The sequence below is a fragment of the Alistipes putredinis DSM 17216 genome, from assembly GCF_000154465.1.
GTDB classification, from domain to species: Bacteria; Bacteroidota; Bacteroidia; order Bacteroidales; family Rikenellaceae; genus Alistipes; species Alistipes putredinis.
Window position 1 is genome coordinate 331,106 of record NZ_DS499579.1, and the last position, 21,264, is coordinate 352,369.

Genomic DNA, 21,264 nt, shown 5'->3' on the forward strand with positions numbered 1-21,264 from the left:
GTTGTTTCTTATTGATTCTTGAGCAGTTGTTCCGCAGTTTCGAGCGCTTTGTAGAACTCTTCGCCGAAGCGACGGATGATCGGCTCCCGAAGCGCCTTGTACACCGGGATCCCGAGCCGTTTTCCGCATTGGCGTGCCGGTTCGCAGACCGACCAGCGGTGGTAGTTGAGTCCGACCGTGCCGTTCGAGAAGTTCATCAGGCGGATCGGATAGAGATGGCAGGAGATGGGTTTGCGAAAAGTCGTTTTTCCCTCCCGGAACGCCTTTTCTATGGCGCAGAAGGTGATCCCCTCTTCCGTATAGGCATAGGCGCATTCGGCGTCGTCCACCAGCGGCGTGGTGTAGTCCCCGTCTTCGTCCACGACCATAAATCCCTGCGCTTCGACGGCCCGGATGCCTTCGGGCGTCATGTAGGGCTTATAGTTGGGATATTCCTCTTCGAGCGTATCGACTTCGTCCGTTTCGAGCGGTGCCCCCGCGTTGCCTTCCACGCAGCAGATGCCTTTACAGGCCCCCAGGTCGCAGGCGAAACATTCGCGCAGCAGGTCGGTGCTGACGATCTTATCGTCTATCTCGATCATAAGTGTCTTCGATAATCAGGTCGTACAGTTCCCCGAGCGTCATGCCGGCTTCGCGCACCTGTTTGGGGACGATGCTGCCGCCGCTCATGCCGGGAATCGAATTGATTTCGATCAGGTAAGGCTTGCCCTCGGGCGTGACGATGAAATCCACGCGCACCACGCCCCGGCAGCGGCAGGCTTTGTAGGCCAGCGCCGTCAGGCGGTTGAGTTCCGCCTTGATTTCGGGCGCGATGTCCGCCGGTGTGATTTCGTCCGAACAGCCGGCCGTATATTTGGCTTCGTAATCGAAGAACTCTTTCTTGGAAACGATCTCCGTGATCGGGAAGATGTACTCCCTGCCTTTGGCGATCAGCATGCCGCAACCCATTTCCCGGCCTTGGATGCACTCCTCGATCAGGATTTCGTCGCTCTCGGTGAAGGCTTCGGCGACGGCGGGCAGGATATCCGCCTCGCTCTTTACTTTAGTTACACCGAACGAACTGCCGCTGGCATTGGGTTTTACGAACACAGGGAGGCCGAGCGTGCGGACGATCTCCTTCGGATCGATCCGGCTGTCGCGGCCGAAGAAAAAGCCCCGGGCCAGCGGGATCCCGAATTCGGCTACGGTGCGTTTGGTCGTGATCTTGTCGAAGGTGACTACCGACGAGGTCATTGAACAGGAGGAGTACGGAATCCCCATCATGTCGAGGTAGCCTTGCAGACGGCCGTTCTCGCCCGGCGTGCCGTGAATCAGGATCAGGGCGTAGTCGAATGCTTTGTGCTCGCCGTCGATGGTGATCGAGAAGTCGTTTTTATCGACCTGCCACTGCCGTCCGTCGGGCGACGTGTAGTGCCAGTCGCGGCCGTGCAGGTCGATGAGGGTTATGTCGTATTTCGCAGGATCGAGCGCCGATGCGATCTGTGCGGCGCTCTGGAGCGCGATCTCCCGTTCCGAGGAGTCGCCGCCCGCCATCAGGGCGATGTTGAGTCGTTTCATATCAGGGGTTGTAGATGTCCGTATGCCGGAACGAAAGAATTTCATAGGTCATCTCCACGAATTGCCGGGCCTCCCGGTGGTCGGGATCGATTTGCAGCGCCCGGTTGAAGTCGTTGAGGGCTTCGCCCCATTCGTTGCGGCGGTAGTGCCACTGACCGCGTTCGACGTAGAGGGAGGCGTCGTCGGGAGTCGCTTCGAGGCGTGCGGTCAGCGATGCGATGTAGCTGGCCGGACTCCACAGGTCTTTTTCCCGGATGTATCGCATCACCCCTTCGGGCAGCATGTTGCCGACATCTTCGCCGCGACCGAGCCGCTCGCGGATCTCGCTCGACGAGTACGGATACAGCGGCGCGTCTTCGAGGAGGGTGATTCGTCCTCCGAGGTCGGGCAGCGGCTGTCCGGTACGGGGATAGACGAAGATCGGATAGTTGTCGATGATTTCGCGGTACTGTTTCCATTCGGGCAGTTGCGGCACCAGGTCGTCGCCCATTAGGATCGAGAATCGCATCTGCGTACCGTAGTTCTCCGTCAGGTGACGCAGGATGTGGATCGTGTACGACGGTTTGTCGAGCATGAATTCGATGACCGACGGTTTGATCTTGTCAGGATATTTCGATGCGGCGCATGCGGTTTCCGCCATCGAGAAGCGATCCAGCTCCGGAGCCTGCTGTCCGGCGGGCTTGAGCGGGTTTTGCGGAGAAACCACCAGTACGACTTCGTCGCAGAGTCCTTTTTCGATCGCATATTCGGCCAGCGCGATGTGGCCCTTGTGGATCGGATTGAAGGACCCGAAGTAGAGCATTACGTGTTTCACGGTATTGTTTGTTTTGTCGTTTATTTTTTTCGTTCGGTCCCGGCTGGGCCGGGAATGATCCGCGAAGGGCGCCGGAACAGGTTCGGAACCATATCCGTCGGATTTTGAGCGCGTTTTGCCCGCAGGCATCCTATCGGGCGAGAAAATCCGAGAGGATGCGGGTCGCCTCCTCGATGGCCTGGGCAAGATCGTCGTTGACGACCACATGGTCGAATTCGGGAGCTTTGGTGAGTTCGAACTCCGCCTTGGCTACCCTGCATTCGATGGTTTCGGGCGAATCGGTGCCCCGTTTGACGAGCCGCTCGCGCAGAGTCTCGATGGAGGGAGGCATGATGAAGATCGCACAGGCCCGATCGCCGAAGATACGTTTGAGGTTGAGTCCTCCGATCACGTCCACGTCGAAAACGATTACGTTGCCTTTTTGCCAGATCCGCTCCATTTCGCTGCGCAGGGTCCCGTAGCAGGTCCCGCTGTAAACTTCCTCCCATTCGACGAATTTATCTTCCTGCACGGCTTGGCGGAACTCCTCGGGGGAGAGGAAGAAATAATCCACGCCGTTCCTTTCCTTTCCGCGCGGTGCCCGGCTGGTGGCTGAAACGGAAAATTCCAACCGGGGGAATCGCTGGAGCAGCTCCCGTACGATCGTAGTCTTGCCCGAACCGCTCGGAGCGGAGAATATCACTAACTTGCCCATCGTCTGCCGTCGGTTATAGGATATTGAGAACCTGCTCCTTGATCTTCTCCAGCTCGTCCTTCATCTTGACCACGAGGATCTGTATCTCGGAGTTGTTGGCTTTGGAACCCATCGTGTTGATCTCGCGGCCCATCTCCTGAGCGATGAAGCCCAGCTTGCGGCCCGCGCACTCCTCGGAGGCTGCGACCTCCCGGAAATAGTTGCAGTGGTTGGTGAGCCGGACCTTCTCTTCGGTGATGTCGAGTTTCTCGATGTAGAAGATCATCTCCTGTTCCAGGCGGTTGTTATCTACTTCGGCCTGCAACTGCGCCAAACTCTCCCGGATGCGGGCGCGGATGGCTTCCGTGCGGGCTTTTTCGAAAGGAATGACCTCCTGTTTGTACGCTTCTATCCGGTCGATGCGCTTCAAAAGATCGGCGATCAGAATCGCTCCCTCCTGCGTGCGGAATTCGTCCAGATGGGCGAGCGCCTGTCCCACTGCGTCCAGTACGGCAGCGTGTTCCTGTTCGCTTACACTCTCTTCCTGTGAAGAAACGACGTCCGGCAGGCGCAGGATCGACTGGATGAGAGCATTGTTTTCCGCGCTGCCCGGAGTGCCGATTTCCGGTTGTTCCCGGCAGATTTTCAGCAGTTGATTATAATATAAGTGGAACAACTCTTCGTCGATGCAGGCGCGCGTCTGCCGGGCGGTCGATTCCACGGATATGTAAAGATCGGCTTTACCGCGCTGAAGAGCTTTCGCCGCCAAAGCCCGGATTTCGTATTCCAGGGGCCGGTAGGCCGAAGGCAGTTTGACGGCGAGGTCCAACTGCTTGGAGTTCAGCGTGCGTATCTCGACCGTTATTTTTTTATCGGGGATTGCGACTTCGGCTTTGCCGAAGCCCGTCATGGATTTTATCATGTGGGTTTCGTCGAAAGTTAAATTCGTGCAAATTTAGTAAAAACAATTTAATTCCGGCCTTGTTGAGCTCCCTTTTCCGAGGCAGGGAAAATTTATCGGGTTTCCTTGGCGGATTGGTGAAATAATTCCTATATTTGTGTGCAATTTTGAAGAATACCTGAAATAATAGCTATAATTTAATCACTGTTAAAGTTTTATGAAAAAGCACAATTTCAACGCAGGACCCTGCGTATTGCCCAGAGAGGCGGTAGAATCTGCCATTGAGGCTATCCGTGATTTCGACAACACAGGCATCGGCCTGCTGGAGATTTCTCACCGTACTCCGGGTTGGGAGCGTATCATGGCCGAAACCGAGCAGTTGTGGCGCGACCTGCTGAACATTCCCGACGACTATGCCGTAATGTTCCTGGGCGGCGGTGCTTCGACTCAGTTCTTCGAGGTTCCGGCGAACCTGCTGAAAAAGAAAGCTGCCTACCTCCAGACCGGTGTTTGGGCGAAGAAGGCTGCTAAGGAGGCTAAGTTCTACGGCGAAGTGGAGATCGTCGCTTCTTCCGAGGATAAGAACTATACCTATATTCCGAAAGGTTACAAAATCCCGACCGATGCGGATTATTTCCACATTACGACCAACAACACCATCTACGGTACGGAGATCCACGAGGATATCGATTCTCCTATCACGCTCGTTGCCGATATGTCGTCGGATATCATGAGCCGTCCGGTCGATGTGAAGAAGTACGGTATGATCTACGGCGGTGCGCAGAAGAACGTAGGTCCTGCCGGCGTGACGTTCGTCATCATCCGCAAGGATCTGATCGGCAGCTCGGAGCGTCCGTTGCAGACGATGGTCAATTACGCTACGCACTATCCCGAAGAGGCTCGCAACCACTCGATGTTCAACACGCCTCCCGTACTCCCGATTTTCGTAATGCACGAAACCCTGAAGTGGGTGAAGGCACAGGGCGGTGTCGAGGCCATGTATAAGATCAACAAGAAGAAGGCCGAGACGCTGTACAACGAGATCGACCGCAACTCGATGTTCGTCGGTACGGCCGTGAAGGAAGACCGTTCCATGATGAACGTCTGCTTCGTGATGGCTCCGGGCCACGAGGATCTGGAGGCTGAATTCATGGCTTTCGCCAAGGAGAAGGGCATGGTCGGCATCAAGGGTCACCGTTCGGTGGGCGGTTTCCGCGCTTCGATCTACAACGCATGTCCGCAGGAGAGCGTGGATGCGCTGGTTGCCTGCATGCAGGAGTTCGAGAAGAACCACAAGAAATAATTAACCGGATTTGATCTATGGCGCAGTTCTTTACTTTTACGCCGAAACGTAAGGAGGACGGCGCCATAGATTTTTATACATTAATGGACGTTTTCGATGAACGGAAAGAGGATGGGACTACCTCCCCTGCCGGGCATGGGGAGCGAAAAATAAAATTCAACGATATGAAAGTTTTAATTGCAACCGAGAAGCCTTTCGCAAAGAAGGCTGTTGATGGAATTAAGAAGATCATTACGGATGCCGGTTACGAAGTAGCCCTTCTGGAGAAATATACGGACAAGGCCCAGCTGCTCGCAGCCGTTGCCGATGCCAACGCCCTGATTATCCGCAGCGATAAAGTGACTGCCGAGGTGATCGAAGCTGCCAAGAATCTCAAGATCGTCGTTCGTGCGGGTGCCGGTTACGACAATGTGGACTTGGCTGCCGCAACGGCTAAAGGTATCGTGGTGATGAATACTCCGGGTCAGAATTCGAACGCCGTGGCTGAACTGGCGCTCGGTATGATGGTCTTCATGGCCCGCAACCAGTTCACACCGGGTACCGGCAGCGAGCTGAAAGGCAAGACGCTGGCGATCCATGCTTACGGCAACGTCGGCAAGCTCGTCGGTCGTAAGGGCAAGGCGCTGGGTATGAATGTGATCGCTTTCGATCCTTTCATCACCGATGCAAAGGTATTCGAGGCTGACGGCGTGAAGAAGGTGGACAGCATCGAGGAGCTTTATGCACAGGCCGACTACCTGTCGCTGCATATTCCCGCTACCGAGCAAACCAAGAAATCAATCGGCCACAAGCTGATGACTTCGATGCCCAAAGGCGCTACCTTGGTGAATACCGCCCGCAAGGAGGTGATCGACGAGGCAGGGGTGATCCAGGCGATGACCGAGCGCGAAGATCTGAAATATATCACCGACATCGCTCCCGAGGCTGCCGCCGAGATGAGTGAGAAATTCGGTAAGCGCTTCTTCGCTACTCCCAAGAAGATGGGTGCTGAAACTGCGGAGGCGAACATCAACGCAGGTTTGGCCGCTGCAAACCAGATCGTCGATTTCTTCAAGACCGGCAATACCCGCTTCCAGGTGAACAAATAATAAAAATATCCCCTTATTTTCAAACGATAAAGAGAGAATATTATGGTAAAAATCAAACCGTTCGCAGGTATCCGTCCTCCGAAGGAGCTGGCTGCCGAGGTTTCGTCGCGTCCTTACGACGTGCTGAACTCGCAGGAGGCCAAGGCTGAGGCTACCGAGCGCTCGCTGCTCCACATCATCAAGCCGGAAATCGACTTCGATCCGATTGCCGACGAGCATGACGAAAAGGTGTATAAGAAAGCGGTCGAGAACTTCAAGAAGTGGCGCGACAACAAGTGGCTGGTGCAGGATGGCGAAGAGCACTATTATATTTATGCCCAGACGATGAATGGCCGTACCCAGTACGGTCTGGCCATGTGCTGCTACTATGAGGACTACTGGTCGGGCAAGATCAAGAAACACGAGCTGACCCGCATCGAGAAAGAGGAGGACCGCATGAAGCACGTCGAGCTTCAGCAGGCCAACCTCGAGCCGGTATTCTTCGCGTATCCCGACAACGACGAGATCAACAAGATCGTTGCCGACTACGTGAAGAACAACAAGGCCGATTACGATTTCACGGCCGCTCCCGAAGGCTTCGGCCACCATTTCTGGGTGATCCGCGACAAGAAGATCAACGACCGTATCACCGAGATTTTCGCAGGTATTCCCGCTCTGTACGTGGCTGACGGACACCATCGTACCGCTGCCGCTGCCCGTGTGGGCAAGAAGCGTCAGGAGAGCAACCCCAACCATACCGGCAACGAGGAATACTGCTATTTCCTGGCCGTTACGTTCCCTGCGAGCCAGCTTCGCATCATCGACTACAACCGCGTGGTGAAAGACCTGAACGGGATGACTACCGAGCAGTTCCTCAAGGCGCTGGAGAAGAATTTCACCGTGGAACCCAAGGGCAAGGAGATCTACCACCCTTCGAAGTTGCACAACTTTTCGCTCTACCTCGACGGTCAGTGGTATAGCCTCACGGCGAAGCCGGGTACGTACGATGACAACGATCCGATCGGAGTGCTGGACGTAACCGTGCTGTCGAACCTGGTACTCGACCAGTTGCTCGACATCAAGGATCTGCGGACGTCGAAACGGATCGATTTCGTCGGCGGTATTCGCGGCCTGGAAGAGTTGAAGAAGCGTGTCGATAGCGGCGAGATGAAGGCGGCTTTCGCACTCTACCCTGTTTCCATGCAGCAGCTCATCGACATTGCCGATACGGGCAACATCATGCCTCCGAAGACCACCTGGTTCGAGCCGAAACTCCGTTCGGGTGTGGTGATCCATACTTTCGAGGAGAAATAGTGTCCCGTAAGGGATTCAAAAGAGAAAGGAGAATCTTGAACAGATTCTCCTTTCTCTTTTGTAATTATATGCTTTCCTGTATTTCACCGGGAGCGTCGCGTCCCTAGTTCTTTAGGGTCAGTTCGGAATTGCAGATGCAACTGCGAGCTACGAATATGCGACCGTCGGATTTGGTGTTGCGACCGTCGAAAATGGTGCGGGCGGTGGAAAGTACCGCCCTCGCAGCAGAGCGCGATCAGCTTTTTTTGTGTTGTTGGCGATAGCTGCCAATGCACGGAACGTTTCGGCTGCTGCGCGAGTCACCACGACGATTATGAAGCCGTAGATCGGATTGAGGACGATGTAAATGAGCGAACCGCTGCCGAAGAATGCTCCCGTACCCATCATGCGAAGCATGGAGGCGTCGCCGTTCAGGAATATTGCGGCGATCAGGGTGAGCAGTGCTCCGCCGATACCGACGAACATACCCGCCCATTCCCCGAAAGTCTGGATGAAGTGCGAGAATACGGGAATGGCGACGAAATCGTCATGCGCTGTCGCAGCTGCATATACTTTTTCGCGGCGGTTCCACCAGATCTGGAAGCCGAGCCAGGAAACGAAGGCGATCACGAGCCAGACCAGAATAAACGCGGCGATCATCCGGCCTCCGCCGTACCGAAACAGGTCGTTGTTAATGGCCATTACCAGCAGTATGATGGGTGTCAGCAGGTTGAGGATCGCCAGGATCGCATACAGCCAGCGGAAGGGTTCGCGGAAAAACTTACCGGTGTCGATATACTTGAGTACCGGGTCGAAAAACGAGGAAAATTAGTTGTCTTTCATACGCATTGAGGATTTTAAGGTTAATACTTCACAATAAATTTAGGTATAAATTCCTTGAAAAAGAAATTTTCCGCCCGGTTTGTTTGCTGCGTGGCGGTGTGTTATCTGTCCGAAACAGAATGTTTTTGAATATATTTTAAGCGTTAGGTGAAATTTTATTACGAAATGTTATCTCAAACCGTAAAAAATGCTTACATTTGTAAGCAACTTATAATAAATGGATGTCTTATGGCAAAAATTAAAGGAACAATCCTCGTCGATAAGGAGCGCTGCAAGGGTTGCGGAGTCTGCGTGGCTTCGTGTCCCTGCGATGTGCTGCATTTATCGGCCGAGGTAAACAGCAAAGGTTACCCCGTGGCTCAGATGGCTAATCCGGATGCCTGCACAGGATGTGCGTCCTGCGCGATTATCTGTCCGGACAGTTGCATCACGGTTTATCGTCAAAAATTTGAATAAACTATGGCAGAGAAAGAAGTAAAATTGATGAAAGGCAACGAAGTGATCGCTCATGCAGCGATTCGCTACGGTTGCGACGGCTACTTCGGCTACCCTATCACGCCGCAGTCGGAGGTAATGGAGACGTTGATGGAGGAGAAACCCTGGGAGACGACCGGTATGGTCGTACTGCAGGCCGAGTCGGAGGTTTCGTCCATAAACATGGTTTACGGCGGTGCATCGACCGGTAAGCGGGTGATGACTTCGTCTTCAAGCCCCGGTGTCAGTCTAATGAGCGAGGGTCTGAGCTATCTGGCAGGTGCCGAACTGCCTTGCGTGGTTGTGAACTGTCAGCGCGGCGGCCCGGGTCTGGGTACGATCCAGCCTTCGCAGGGCGACTATTTCCAGGCTTGCAAGGGCGGTGCGCACGGTGACTTCCACTTGATCGTACTTGCTCCGAACTCGGTTCAGGAAATGCACGATTTCGTGGGTCTGGCTTTCGACCTGGCATTCAAATACCGCAACCCGGCGATGATCCTCGCCGACGGTGCGATCGGTCAGATGATGGAGAAAGTCGTGCTGGCTCCGCAGCGTCCCCGCAAAACCGACGCAGAGATCGCCGAAGAGTGCAAGGATTGGGCTACTTGCGGCAAAGGTGCCCGCAAGGATCGCAACATCATCACTTCGCTGGAGTTGAAGTCGGAGGTGATGGAGAAGATCAACCAGCGCTTGCAGGCCAAATACAAGGCGATGGAGGAGAATGAGGTGCGTTACGAGGCTATCGACTGCGACGATGCGGATTACGTGATCGTAGCGTTCGGTTCGTCGGCGCGTATCTGCTCGGCGACGGTGGAGATGGCGCGTGCCGAAGGTATCAAAGTCGGCTTGCTGCGTCCCATCACGCTCTATCCTTTCCCGACCAAAGCGATCGCCGACCTGGCTAAGCGCGGTGTGAAGGGCTTCTTGAGCGCTGAACTCAATGCCGGTCAGATGGTGCAGGACGTGAAACTTGCTGTAAACGGTGCAGCTCCCGTAGAGCACTACGGTCGTCAGGGCGGTATGATGTTCTCACCGGACGAGGTGCTGGTTGCACTCAAAGAAAAACTGATTAATAAAAAGTAAGAATATGGCAGAAGTAGTAGAAATCAAACAGGAGAACCTGGTGTATGCCAAGCCTAAGTTGATCACGGAGAACGTGATGCACTACTGCCCGGGTTGCAGTCACGGTACGATTCATAAATTGGTTGCCGAGGTGATCGATGAGATGGGCATGGAAGGAAAAACGATTGCTGTTTCGCCTGTCGGTTGTTCGGTTTTCGCGTATAATTATATCGATGTGGATTGGATTCAGGCGGCTCACGGCCGTGCTTGTGCCGTAGCTACTGCGGCAAAGCGCCTGCATCCGGACAGTTTGGTCTTCACCTATCAGGGTGACGGCGATATGTCGGCTATCGGTACGGGTGAGACGATTCATGCGGCTGCTCGAGGCGAGAACATCGTAGCGATTTATATTAACAATGCGATTTACGGTATGACCGGCGGTCAGATGGCTCCGACTACCCTGCTGGGTATGAAGACCGCGACGACTCCTTACGGCCGTGATCCCCGGTTGAACGGTTATCCTTATAAGATCGCCGAGATGATGGCTCATCTGGACGGTGTGACCTATATTACGCGTCAGAGCGTATATAATCCGGCTCATGTCCGCCAGACCAAGAAAGCGATTCGCAAGGCATTCGAGAATGCAATGGCCGGTAACGGCTTCTCGCTCGTGGAGGTCGTTTCGACCTGCAACAGCGGTTGGAAGATGTCGCCGGTAGCTGCTAACAAGTGGCTCGAAGAGAACATGCTGCCCTTCTATCAGTTGGGTGATATCAAGGACTTAACCAAGAAGTAAGAGGACAAGAATATGAAAGAGACTTTAATTATTGCAGGCTTCGGTGGACAGGGTGTCCTCTCGATGGGTAAGATTCTGGCTTACTCGGGCGTTATGCAGGATTACGAGGTTACCTGGATGCCCTCTTACGGCCCTGAGATGCGTGGCGGTACGGCTAACGTTACGGTGATTCTTTCGGACAAACGTATCTCGTCGCCGATCGCTCACGAATTCGATACGGCTATCGTACTGAACCAACAGTCGATGGATAAGTTTGAGTCGATGGTTCGTCCGGGCGGTACGCTGATCTACGATACCAACGGTATCACGCGTCACCCGAGCCGCACGGATATCAACATCTATACGATCGACGCTACGGCGGAGTCGGCCCGTTTGGGTCAGGCTAAGCTGTTCAATACGATGATTTTGGGCGGTTATCTGAAAGTTTGCCCCGTTGTCAAACTGGAGAACGTGATGATCGGACTGAAGAAGTCCCTTCCGGAGCGTGCCTGGAAGATGCTGCCTGAGAATGAGAAGGCTATCAATCACGGTGCGGAGATTATTCGCAAGGTGCGTTAATCGTCCGATGATTTTTTCTGAGTGTCCGGCTTGCGAAGGCCGGACACTTTTTTTATCGCTTGCGGCACTATGTTTGCGCTGGGTTATAAAACATTAAACAAGCAATACTATGGAAACTGTAAAACAACTGAATAAACAGGAGTTCACGACCAAGGTCGCCGATATCGAAAAATCGAAGGGCGAATGGAAATTCCTGGGTGAGCGTCCCGCCGTGATCGATTTTTTCGCGACCTGGTGCGGTCCTTGCAAGGCATTGGCCCCTGTGCTCGACGAGCTGGCGGCCGATTACCAATATAAGGACCGGATCGATTTTTATAAGGTCGATATCGACCGGGAACAGGAACTCGCTGCGGTGTTCGGCGTACGGTCGGTGCCTACCCTGCTGTTCATCCCGCTGAGCGGGATGCCGCAGATGATGACCGGCGGTCGCCCGAAGAGCGACCTGAAGCGAATTATCGACGAGGTTCTGATGGGTAAGTAGTGATAAATCGGGTGATCGCATCTTCGGGGTTTCGACATCCGGATTTTTCGGGTTCGACGACCGATGTACGGCTTGATTTCCTATGCGGACGTGCCCCGTGTAATCATAGGCTGCAAACGGTACGACCGTCGGATTCGAAAATCCGAAAAGAAACTTCGAGAGATATGATTGCCATAAATTAAACAAGCGATGAAAGAGTTCATAAAACACAATCCGGCTACGCTCGATAATGTAGAAACGATGGCCAATGCGATGATCGAATCGATGCGTTTCGTCGATAATACGTTGGATTATCCCGAAGCGGAGAAGGCTCGGCCGAACGACGGCGTGGAACCCGAGTGGTTCTATGACGCCTACTACGGCGCCATTCCCACCTCGGAACTGACGGCTATCATTCAATACACCCAACAGCGGATGCTCTTCGAAAACATTGGCGAAACATTCCTGGGGATCGCTTTCGTCGAAATGAAGCATTTCGACCGTTTGGGCGATTTTATCGGACAACTGGGTGGGCGCGTGAATACTCCGAAGTATTCGAGTTCGGCGGTTACGGTCGAATATGAATCGGCTGCCGAGGCCATTCGGGTCAATATCCAGGCCGAAAAAGATACGATTGCCGCCTATCAGCAGTTGATCGAGCGTATCCGAAAAAACAATCCCGAAAAGCTGACACAGTCGGCCACAGTAGCTATCCAGCTTCTCAATAAGATTGTTTCCGACGAGCGGGTGCATGTCCGTATTCTTTCGGAGCTGGCGCAATCGGTCGCGGCGGAAGAGGGAAAAGAGGCATAATCCGCTTCCCGATCGAGCCGGTGTTTTTGGAGTGTTTTGTATCGCTCGAAATCCGGCCCGAAAGGATTCGCCCGCGAATGACCGGAAAAAGAGATCGAATACTTGGAGATCCTATTGGTCCAAGGTCGATGGAATGTCGGGGATGATGTGAAGAGGCTGTCTGCAAGTTGCAGACAGCCTCTTCGGTTTGGATTCGCCGATAATTTCGAACAGGCGGCTTGTGCCGTGTTTGAAAATTTGCCGGACGTATTTTAGAATCCGATTCCGATGCGGAACAGGATGGCATTCAATCCTTCTCCCATGTGCTGAAAGCGGATGCTGAAATCGCCCCGCACTCCGCCGCTCTGACGGCCGAACGTGACGCCCGGGCCGATGGAGGTGTAAAATTCGGTGCCCTCGTTGAAGTAACCCCCTACCCCTATTGCGGCACCGAGATCCCACGACAGATTGAGGGCCGCTTTGCTTGAAACGGGCAGATAACCCTTCACATTCGCAAATACGGGGAGGACGGTTCCGCTATTGCCCAATTCGTATATGTTCCAACCGTTGGAGAAATAGATGTCTTTGTAGAAATAATTGATTCCCAAGCCGACACCGGCGAATAGATACGGATTTATCCGCACGCCGTGTACCGTTTCGAATACGATGCGGGGAAATAGATCTTGCATTCCTTCGCTTACGGCCGAACCGTATGCGAAGGCAACTTCTCCCTGGTAACGAGGTAATTTGCCGAATTGTTGTTTGTCGGCAGCCGATCGCCGGGAGGAATCGAAATGCGAGATGACCTCTTTCGAGCCGTTTTGATAGGTGATGGTGAAGACATCCTCTGCGGGAATCGTATAGATCGGGCCGTCCGGATTGTCCCATCTTTGGTATTCGATTTCCGTGTCGGTTATTTTCAGCACTTTAGCTTGGATCTCCGTCGCATCTTTTTTCTGGATGATGTCTTGTGCGCAGACAGTTTGTCCGAGGAGTATTGAAGCAATTATGAAAATCAGGCGTTTCATAGGAAATTTTCTTTTGAGTTGAATAATGAATGGTGTTGTTTGACAGGTATATAAAAAACGCAGGCTAAACTTTTTATTTGCTTTCTGAGGTCTTCGCAATACCTTGTCTGACAAATAAGAGTAAAGCCCACGTTGAACGTGAGCGTTTACACTTTACTCTTGTCAGACTTTTTGAAAGTTGCGAAGTTTCAGAAAGCAAGAAATAAAGCTAACGCTTTTTATATGTATTGTCATACCCGTATCCTATCGGACGGCATGACATATTGTACTGAAGAATAGAAGAGCTGTTATTTTCTCATAGGCAAAATGGTTTTATGTTCCGATTACAAATATAGTAAACCGATTGAGCATTATGCGATTTTTACGGCTTATTTTTATTTATCGTTTCGGTTTATTCATTGCTTTGTTGCCGGGCGTTCGACCGGAAATTCGATGCTTCGTCTAAAAATCCTCTTCGGATTTCCTCGTTATTCCGATTGCAGATAGCGTTTTATCGACAGACGTAGGAGTTTGCATCGCGGAATCCGAGCAGCAGCTCTTGCGCTGCCATGCGTTTCTTGCCGGATAATTGCAGCGAGAGGACGTCGATCCAACCGTCCGCACATCGGATCCGCAGGTATTTGCGGTTGTCGGTGTCGATCGTGCCGCATGGAGCTTCCGGACCACCGGCTTCGAAGCGCGCTTCGAAAATCTTGGCCGAATTCGCCTCCTGTTCCTCTCGCAGCAGCCGGGTCCAGGCTGCCGGATAGGGCGACAGCCCGCGAATGAAGTCGATGATGCGTTTTCCGGATTGAGTCCAGTCGATCAGACAGTCGTTTTTGAAGATTTTGGGTGCCGGCCGCAGCGATGTGTCCTCGTCGGACTGTACGACGGGGGTGATCTCTCCGGCGGCGATCCGTTCGACGGTCTGCACGACCAGATCGGCTCCGACGGTCATTAGCCTGTCATAAAGAGTTCCTACGTTATCTTCCGGCTGAATCGGCATTTCCACTTGGCCTAAAATCGCTCCCTTGTCGATTTCGTGGTTCAATAGGAAAGTGGTGACGCCCGTTTTGGATTCTCCGTTGATGATCGCCCAGTTGATCGGTGCCGCACCCCTGTATTGCGGCAGCAGCGACGCATGCAGGTTGAAGGTGCCGAGTCGGGGCATCGCCCAGACGACCTCCGGCAGCATCCGGAAGGCAATTACGATTCCCAGGTCAGGCCGCAACTCCTCCATCGTACTGACGAAGGCCGGATCGCGCAACTTCTCCGGTTGCAGAATCGGCAATCCGAGTTCTCGGGCCGCGATCTTTACGTCGCTTTCATGCAATTTCTGTCCGCGTCCCGCCGGTTTGTCCGGAGTAGTGACCACCCCGACGACGTTGTAGCCGCTGCGCACCAGTGCACGCAGCGACGGCACGGCGAATTCGGGCGTACCCATGAAGACGATTCGCAAATCCTTGGCGTTCATTTTCGTTGAAATATTGCTGTCCGGAAATTCGCTTCCGGCTGTCCGGCGGTTCCATTCGCGGTTCTGCCATCCGTTCCGTTCATGCCTTGCGGACAAGGATTTCGGGCTGCGGCAAAACCGAGAAAATCCCTTCGGACGATTCTTCGGTAATATCTTTGTATTTTAATGCTTGCAGAGGTTGAGTTTGTGGTGCATGCGCTCCTGTTTGGTTTCGAGGTAGCGTTCGTTGTACTTGTTGGGGGCGATGACGATCGGTACGATCTCGTCGATCTTCAGGCCGTAACCCTCCAACCCTACTCTTTTGAGCGGATTGTTGGTCATCAGACGCATGTGTTTGATCCCCATTTCGCGGATGATGCTGGCGCCCACGCCGTAGTCGCGCTCATCGACGCCGAAGCCCAGGCGCACGTTGGCATCCACCGTGTCCAGTCCTTCGTCCTGGAGTTTGTAGGCTGCGATCTTGTTGAAGAGTCCGATGCCTCGTCCTTCCTGGCTGAGATAAACGACGGCGCCCTTGCCCTCTTTTTCGATCATGCGCATCGCTTCGTGGAGCTGTGCGCCGCAGTCGCAGCGGCACGATCCCAAAATGTCGCCCGTGGCGCACGAGGAGTGCACGCGGAGCAGTACCGGCTCGTCTTCGGTCCATTCGCCCTTGGTCAGTACCATGTGTTCCAGCCCGTTGCTCTTCTGACGGAACACGGTGATTTTGAACATGCCGTATTCGGTCGGCATCTCGGCCGTTTCACCGCGTTCTACGATCGATTCGTTACGCAGGCGGTAGGCGATCAGGTCGGCGATCGAAATGATCTTCAGGCCGTATTTCTCCGCCACTTCGAGCAGTTGCGGCAGGCGGGCCATCGAACCGTCTTCGTTCATGATCTCTATCAGTGCTCCGGCGGGTTGCAGCCCGGCCAGTCGAGCCAGGTCCACGGCGGCTTCGGTATGTCCCGGACGGCGCAGAACGCCTTTCTGACGGGCTCGGAGCGGGTTGATGTGCCCCGGACGCCCCAGGTCGGAGGGTTTGGTCTTCGGGTCGGCCAGTGCCCGCAGGGTCGCCGCGCGGTCGTGGATCGAAACGCCCGTGGTGCAGCCTTCGCCCAGCAGATCGACCGTCACGGTGAATGGCGTGCCGAGCAGCGAGGTGTTGTTCGGCTCCATCATGTTGAGTTCGAGCTGTGCGCAGCGCTCTTCGGAAAGCGGGGCACACAACACACCGCGACCGTTCTTGAGCATGAAATTGACGATTTCGGGCGTCACCTTCTCGGCTGCTATGATGAAGTCGCCTTCGTTTTCCCGGTCTTCGTCATCGACGACGATGACGATTTTTCCCTGACGGAAATCCTCGATGGCTTCTTCTATTGTATTCAGTACTTTTTCGTTTTTCATGGTCTGTTTTATTTTTTGTTTTTATGTGCGAAACGTGCGAATATCCCGGAGATCTTCTCCTTGATTTTCTTGAATTTTACGACGTACCAATCCACGTCGAGCAGCCCCGAGTCGTTCGTGGCCTTGTATGTGAGGTAGATGGCGACGGGCGCCAGTACGAAGGCCGAGAGCCACGTGCCGTAGAATGCCTCCCACGTGCCCTCTTTGGCCATCTTTTCGCCCGAACTGCTGATAATGTAGTAGATGACGAAGAAGATGACCGAGATTACGATCGGCATACCCAGACCGCCTCTGCGGACGATAGCGCCCAGCGGTGCTCCGATCAGGAAGAAGATGATGATCGTCACCGGAAGCGCCAATTTCTTGTGCCATTCGACCTTGCTGCGGTAGAGCTGGTTGAGCGCATTTTTGGCCTGCGATTCGTCGAACGAGAACATAGACCGGGAGTTGCGTGCGGCTGAAACGGCCTGGCTCCAGATTCGGTCCTTGGAGCGCAGGTCGAGAGTCGCCAGGGAGTCGAGGGCATCCATCGGCCTGAAATCCCGTTTTTCTACGACCACCGAATCGTTTCGGTCGGTTATGACGGTCGTATCCCGCACGAAGATACGCTCCTTGAGCAACGGGTCATAGGATCGGGTCGTCGCCGAATTGACCTGCTGTGTCAGCGTGTCGATTTCGTATTGCAGCTCGGAGATGTTTTTGGTCTGGGCGTTGTTGAACAGATCGGCATCCGTGCGCTGCATTTCGAATCCCGAAATGGAAATATTGGCTTTCTGAAGCTCGAATTTATTGCGTTGCAGGGAACTTTTGTTGTACCACTGACTCGAATTTCGGGTCTGTTCGTAGCGTTCGCCGTTGAAGAGCGTGATCTCCAGAAAGCGCTTGTCGTCCGAGAGCCGGATATAGCCCGAATCGGCGACGGTCGTGGTCATATTGCCCGATGCGTTGCGGTTGTCGTAAATCAACACGTCGGTCAGCAGCCCTGTTTCCTGATTCTGGTGTCCGACGCGGATGCTCATGCCGTCGATGCCGTTGAAGAAGAGCCCGTCCTGAAACTCGAGGGTCTGGTTCATCTGGCGAATGTCGTATATCGTACGGAAAAATTTTTTGTTGGCGTATGGCACTAAGTTGTTGGCGATGAAGAAACTGCCGACAGCCAATATACTTACGACCACGAGCAGCGGCCTCATGATCTTAGGCAGCGACATCCCCGCCGACTTCATAGCGAGCAGCTCGTAGTTTTCGCCCAGATTACCCATGGTCATAATGGCCGCCAGCAGCGTGGCGAGCGGCAGAGCCATCGGGATCATGTTGATCGTGGCGTAGCAGAGCAGTTCGATGATCGTACCGGGATCGAGTCCTTTGCCGACCAGCTCGTCGATGTAGCGCCACAGTACATTCATCATCAGCACGAACATGATGATGAAGAACGTCAGCACCATGGGTCCCAGATAGGACTTGAGAACGAGTTTATAGATGGTTTTCATCGGCGCGGCGGCGTTTTTTGACGAGCAAAGTTAGCAGTTTTACTAAAATAAGCGTAACGGTCAGGGTAAATATTATGGCCGCACCGGGCGAAACTTCGAAATTGTAGCTCAGGGCGAGTCCCGCGAGGTTCCCCGCGACGGCGACGGCTGCGGCGGCCGGTGCGAGCGTGCGGAAGGATTTGGTGAACGTATTGACGATCGTTACGGGAATAGTCAGCAGCGAGATCAGCAGCACGATGCCCATGATGCGGATCGAGAGTACGATCGTGACGGCGATGAGTGCCGACATGGTATAGGAGATTAGCCGGGTCGGGATTCCCTGGCTGCGGGCGAAGTCGCGGTCGAAGGCGACGTACATGACCGGACGCAGCCAAAGGAGCGTGCCGACAATTACCACGAGCGTCAGAACGGCGAGCGCCTGGACATCGGTGCGGGTGACCGTTACGATGCTGCCGAACAGGAAATTCGAGAGGTCGCCCGATGTGTAGCCCGGGCGCAGGCTCATGAACAGTACGCCGATGGCCATACCTACCGACCAGATGATGCCGATGGCCGAATCCTCCCGGATACGGCCCCGGTCGTTGGCCCATTCGATCCCCAGTGCCGAGAGGACGGCGAAGACCATCGCACCCAGAATCGGATTGATTCCGAGGTAGAAAGCGATGCCCAGTCCGCCGAACGAGGAGTGCGTGATGCCGCCGCTGAGGAAGACCAGCCGCCGGCAGACGACGTAAGTGCCGATGATTCCGCACGTAATGCCCGACAGGATGCACGCCCAAAAAGCGTGATTGAGGTAGCTGTATCGGACAAGGTCGTTGAAAAACTCCATGGTGCGGTAATCATTAGTTTGCAAATTTACGGATTTTTTACAAAAAATAGAACCGGGAGCCGTTTTATATCGCAGCAACCGTATTTTGTTCCGTCCGATTTGCGGGGCCCGTGCCTTGGTTGCCGCAGAGAGCGGTATCGGTCGGAAGACAGGCTGTGCATACACCGGAATTCGTATGCTTTTTGGTGAAAGACATTAAAAAATCGAATATTCGGTGCGTCATATCATTTTTTTTCGTATATTTGAATACGAATGCTTGTTCATAGGTTCTTCGGCATTCGCAAAACCAATCTTTAATCTCTTAAATTTTTACATTTATGCGTACATCTTTATTTCTCGGTTTGACCGGATTGGCATTGCTGGCAGCGTGCGGACTGTCGGGGTGCAGTGATGACGGTGTCGAAAACAAAGACCCACAACTCCCCCCCCCACAGTTGATGTCAGCGTAGATGAAGTAAATCGTACAACGGCTTCATTTACAATCAATACGAACAATGCCTCCGACTATGTCTATGCCGTATTGCCGGCCACAGAAACGATCGCCGATGCGGAGGCGCTCTTCGAAAGAGGACCTGTCCGTTATTTCGAAGGAGAGAAAACAGTAAAGGTCGATCTGAACGATCTTGCCGGCGACACGGAATACAATCTTTATGTTGCGGTACGCAACATCAATCCTTTAGTTTACAGCGATCTCGCTTCCGAGGTGATCGACACGCATGTTCCCTATACCGAGATGATTACGCTCGAAAGTGTCGGACTTACCTCTTTCTCCTACCATATCATGAAGCCCGAAGGGGTGACCAAGTACAAGCACGTCTGTCTTTCGAAGTCCGACTACGATTACATCGTAAGTTTAATCGGAGGAAGCCTGCATTCGTATGTAAGTGCTTTCGGTGCGGAAGCGACCGAGGATCAAACCTATAATTTCGATACCACTTTCTTCGATATCGTCGATTTTCGTCAGGATATCTATTCCGACATGGAGTTTATCATCATTGCCGGTGAAGTGGACGAGAATGGCCAGGTCGCAGAGTCGGCTGTGAAGTCGCTCCTCTTCAAAACCAAGAAGGCCGGTGTCGCGCCTTACGACTTCGAGGTTTCCGTGGGTAACATCGGTTCGATGACGGCCGATATTGCCATCGAGCCGGAGGAGGGAATCGAGCGTTTCCGCTATTTGGTTGCTTCTCGGGCAGATTTCGATTATACCGCTTTCGAGGGAGAGGCTTCCGTGCGTCGCATGATCATCGGCCACTGGGACGATCTTACGAACGAGAGTACGAAGGCTATCACCGTCAATGCGACGGGACTCAAACCCAATACCGAATATCAGGTGGGTATCGTGGGCTTCGACAAGGAGTTGCGCGAAAAGGTTCTGCTTTACGACTTCACGACGGGAGAGCCTACAGGCCCCAAACCGACTTTGGCCGTCGAAACACAGACTGTCGAAACTCCGTGGAACAAGGCCGCTTTCAAGGTCAATGCGACTTATGCGGTAGCGATGACGGCCGGTGTTTTCCCGAAGGGCTCCATCGACGAAGTGCTCGGCCGCCCCGGTAATGAGAATCTTACGGCCGGCGATGTCATTTACAACAACGGTACGCAGCTTACCGAACAGGAGGTGGCTGCGGCTATGAGCGAAGAGGGACTTGTCATCGAGAGTGGAGAGCTGCTGCCCAATACCGAGTACGAGTTCGGCGTTTATGCGGCCAACGCAGAAGGTGTGGGCGTTTCCGAAATAGTGGAGTTCACCACCCTTTTACCGCCGCAGCAAGGCGGGGAGCTGCGTGCGAAGCTGCCCGGCAAATACACTGCGACGACCAAAGACAGCAACGGTGATCCGGTCACTTTCTCCGTTACCATCGCTACGGGTGTGAACGAAGCTACCGAGAAAGCCTATTCCGATCTGAACCGTCTGGTCGTTCTGGGCTTCGCGCCGTGCGGAGTGGATTATGCCAGCCCCGAAGAGCTGCTCGCCAACGGCTGGGCAGCGACCGAAGAGGAGGCCAATGCGAATTACGGGCCGAAGTGGTTCATCGAGTTCACCAGCGACGAAACGATTTCGACGAGTCTGCCTGTGAACAACGAACTGGATTACACGATGTTGAATTTCGATGGTAAGCAATACTATTTCCACGCTTTCGCCAAACGTCCGACTAGCGACCGCTATACGGATGCGGTACGCAGCTTCCCTGTCGAGGTGTCGGATGATCTGACAGTGACGATCAAGAAGTTGGTCGAAGAAACCGATTACGGTACCTTTACCTACTATCCCGGTGTGTTGTCGGGTACGAGTCAGTGGTGGGGCGACATGGTGTTCGCAGCGTCGGAAGAGATCGTGCTGAAGCGCGATGCCGATCAGGGGCCCGAGCCTGCTGCCGTGAAGAGCGTGCGACATCTCTCCATGCCCGAGCGCGTGACCGTAAACCTCGGAGCGTCACCTGCAGTGGACAACCGTCGAGCTGTGGCTGAACGATTGATGCGTTAATCC

The 21,264-nt window shown here is 53.9% G+C and carries 21 protein-coding genes; 10 read left to right on the forward strand and 11 right to left on the reverse strand.

Annotated elements, in window-relative coordinates; translation table 11 throughout:
• Positions 1–8 precede the first annotated feature (8 nt).
• From ALIPUT_RS07345 to ALIPUT_RS07365, 5 genes are all read right to left on the reverse strand, one after another.
• Positions 9–581 (reverse strand): DUF3109 family protein, encoded by a 573-nt coding sequence (locus ALIPUT_RS07345; RefSeq protein ID WP_004329211.1) that lies wholly within the window; start codon positions 579–581, stop codon positions 9–11.
• Positions 562–1,557 (reverse strand): D-alanine--D-alanine ligase, encoded by a 996-nt coding sequence (locus ALIPUT_RS07350; RefSeq protein ID WP_004329212.1) that lies wholly within the window; start codon positions 1,555–1,557, stop codon positions 562–564. Before ALIPUT_RS07350 ends, ALIPUT_RS07345 begins: the two co-directional genes overlap by 20 nt.
• Before the next feature lies 1 nt (position 1,558).
• Positions 1,559–2,371 (reverse strand): nicotinate (nicotinamide) nucleotide adenylyltransferase, encoded by an 813-nt coding sequence (nadD, locus tag ALIPUT_RS07355; RefSeq protein ID WP_040293678.1) that lies wholly within the window; start codon positions 2,369–2,371, stop codon positions 1,559–1,561.
• A gap of 130 nt (positions 2,372–2,501) precedes the next feature.
• Positions 2,502–3,065 carry a guanylate kinase gene (gmk, locus tag ALIPUT_RS07360; RefSeq protein ID WP_004329214.1) on the reverse strand — a complete coding sequence of 188 codons (564 nt, stop codon included), beginning with the start codon at positions 3,063–3,065 and terminating at the stop codon, positions 2,502–2,504.
• A gap of 13 nt (positions 3,066–3,078) precedes the next feature.
• A complete protein-coding gene (locus ALIPUT_RS07365) occupies positions 3,079–3,966 on the reverse strand; it encodes a YicC/YloC family endoribonuclease (RefSeq protein ID WP_004329215.1) in 888 nt (295 codons plus the stop codon).
• Between the two features lie 196 nt (positions 3,967–4,162).
• Between ALIPUT_RS07365 and serC the strand changes: the two genes are divergently transcribed.
• The 3 genes from serC to ALIPUT_RS07380 all read left to right on the forward strand — a co-directional run bounded on the left by serC (position 4,163) and on the right by ALIPUT_RS07380 (position 7,629).
• Positions 4,163–5,248, forward strand: coding sequence for a 3-phosphoserine/phosphohydroxythreonine transaminase (gene serC / locus ALIPUT_RS07370; RefSeq protein WP_004329216.1), 1,086 nt, complete (start codon positions 4,163–4,165; stop codon positions 5,246–5,248).
• A gap of 164 nt (positions 5,249–5,412) precedes the next feature.
• Entirely contained in the window at positions 5,413–6,336 is a 924-nt protein-coding gene (locus tag ALIPUT_RS07375) for a 3-phosphoglycerate dehydrogenase (protein WP_040293574.1), read from the forward strand.
• Between the two features lie 42 nt (positions 6,337–6,378).
• Positions 6,379–7,629 carry a DUF1015 domain-containing protein gene (locus ALIPUT_RS07380; protein WP_004329218.1) on the forward strand — a complete coding sequence of 417 codons (1,251 nt, stop codon included), beginning with the start codon at positions 6,379–6,381 and terminating at the stop codon, positions 7,627–7,629.
• A gap of 147 nt (positions 7,630–7,776) precedes the next feature.
• On the opposite strand, the gene ALIPUT_RS07385 is transcribed toward ALIPUT_RS07380, so the two are convergent.
• Positions 7,777–8,310 carry a hypothetical protein gene (locus tag ALIPUT_RS07385; protein WP_004329219.1) on the reverse strand — a complete coding sequence of 178 codons (534 nt, stop codon included), beginning with the start codon at positions 8,308–8,310 and terminating at the stop codon, positions 7,777–7,779.
• 369 nt (positions 8,311–8,679) lie between these two features.
• On the opposite strand from ALIPUT_RS07385, the gene ALIPUT_RS12435 reads away from it, so the two are divergent.
• The 6 genes from ALIPUT_RS12435 to ALIPUT_RS07410 all read left to right on the forward strand — a co-directional run bounded on the left by ALIPUT_RS12435 (position 8,680) and on the right by ALIPUT_RS07410 (position 12,614).
• Complete coding sequence (locus ALIPUT_RS12435) at positions 8,680–8,907, forward strand: 4Fe-4S dicluster domain-containing protein (RefSeq protein ID WP_022459840.1); 228 nt, start codon at positions 8,680–8,682, stop codon at positions 8,905–8,907.
• A gap of 3 nt (positions 8,908–8,910) precedes the next feature.
• Positions 8,911–10,008, forward strand: a complete 1,098-nt coding sequence (locus ALIPUT_RS07390) for a 3-methyl-2-oxobutanoate dehydrogenase subunit VorB (protein ID WP_004329221.1) — start codon at positions 8,911–8,913, stop codon at positions 10,006–10,008.
• Positions 10,009–10,012: 4 nt separating this feature from the next.
• Entirely contained in the window at positions 10,013–10,783 is a 771-nt protein-coding gene (locus tag ALIPUT_RS07395) for a thiamine pyrophosphate-dependent enzyme (RefSeq protein WP_004329222.1), read from the forward strand.
• Between the two features lie 12 nt (positions 10,784–10,795).
• Positions 10,796–11,341: a 2-oxoacid:acceptor oxidoreductase family protein gene (locus tag ALIPUT_RS07400; RefSeq protein ID WP_004329223.1), complete on the forward strand. Its 546-nt coding sequence runs from the start codon at positions 10,796–10,798 to the stop codon at positions 11,339–11,341.
• Positions 11,342–11,450: 109 nt separating this feature from the next.
• Entirely contained in the window at positions 11,451–11,822 is a 372-nt protein-coding gene (locus tag ALIPUT_RS07405; protein ID WP_004329224.1) for a thioredoxin family protein, read from the forward strand.
• A gap of 189 nt (positions 11,823–12,011) precedes the next feature.
• Positions 12,012–12,614 (forward strand): ferritin-like domain-containing protein, encoded by a 603-nt coding sequence (locus tag ALIPUT_RS07410; RefSeq protein WP_004329225.1) that lies wholly within the window; start codon positions 12,012–12,014, stop codon positions 12,612–12,614.
• A gap of 251 nt (positions 12,615–12,865) precedes the next feature.
• On the opposite strand, the gene ALIPUT_RS12125 is transcribed toward ALIPUT_RS07410, so the two are convergent.
• From ALIPUT_RS12125 to ALIPUT_RS07435, 5 genes are all read right to left on the reverse strand, one after another.
• Positions 12,866–13,621, reverse strand: a complete 756-nt coding sequence (locus ALIPUT_RS12125; protein WP_004329226.1) for a hypothetical protein — start codon at positions 13,619–13,621, stop codon at positions 12,866–12,868.
• A gap of 490 nt (positions 13,622–14,111) precedes the next feature.
• Positions 14,112–15,074: a methionyl-tRNA formyltransferase gene (fmt, locus tag ALIPUT_RS07420; protein ID WP_004329228.1), complete on the reverse strand. Its 963-nt coding sequence runs from the start codon at positions 15,072–15,074 to the stop codon at positions 14,112–14,114.
• Positions 15,075–15,236: 162 nt separating this feature from the next.
• The gene (locus ALIPUT_RS07425; RefSeq protein WP_004329229.1) at positions 15,237–16,460 is read right to left on the reverse strand and encodes a bifunctional 3,4-dihydroxy-2-butanone-4-phosphate synthase/GTP cyclohydrolase II; all 1,224 of its coding nucleotides are present in this window, start codon (positions 16,458–16,460) and stop codon (positions 15,237–15,239) included.
• 8 nt (positions 16,461–16,468) lie between these two features.
• Positions 16,469–17,947, reverse strand: coding sequence for an LptF/LptG family permease (locus ALIPUT_RS07430; protein WP_004329230.1), 1,479 nt, complete (start codon positions 17,945–17,947; stop codon positions 16,469–16,471).
• Positions 17,931–18,776: a metal ABC transporter permease gene (locus ALIPUT_RS07435; RefSeq protein ID WP_004329231.1), complete on the reverse strand. Its 846-nt coding sequence runs from the start codon at positions 18,774–18,776 to the stop codon at positions 17,931–17,933. Before ALIPUT_RS07435 ends, ALIPUT_RS07430 begins: the two co-directional genes overlap by 17 nt.
• 520 nt (positions 18,777–19,296) lie before the next feature.
• On the opposite strand from ALIPUT_RS07435, the gene ALIPUT_RS07440 reads away from it, so the two are divergent.
• Positions 19,297–21,261, forward strand: a complete 1,965-nt coding sequence (locus ALIPUT_RS07440; RefSeq protein ID WP_004329233.1) for a fibronectin type III domain-containing protein — start codon at positions 19,297–19,299, stop codon at positions 21,259–21,261.
• The last annotated feature ends 3 nt before the right edge of the window (positions 21,262–21,264 follow it).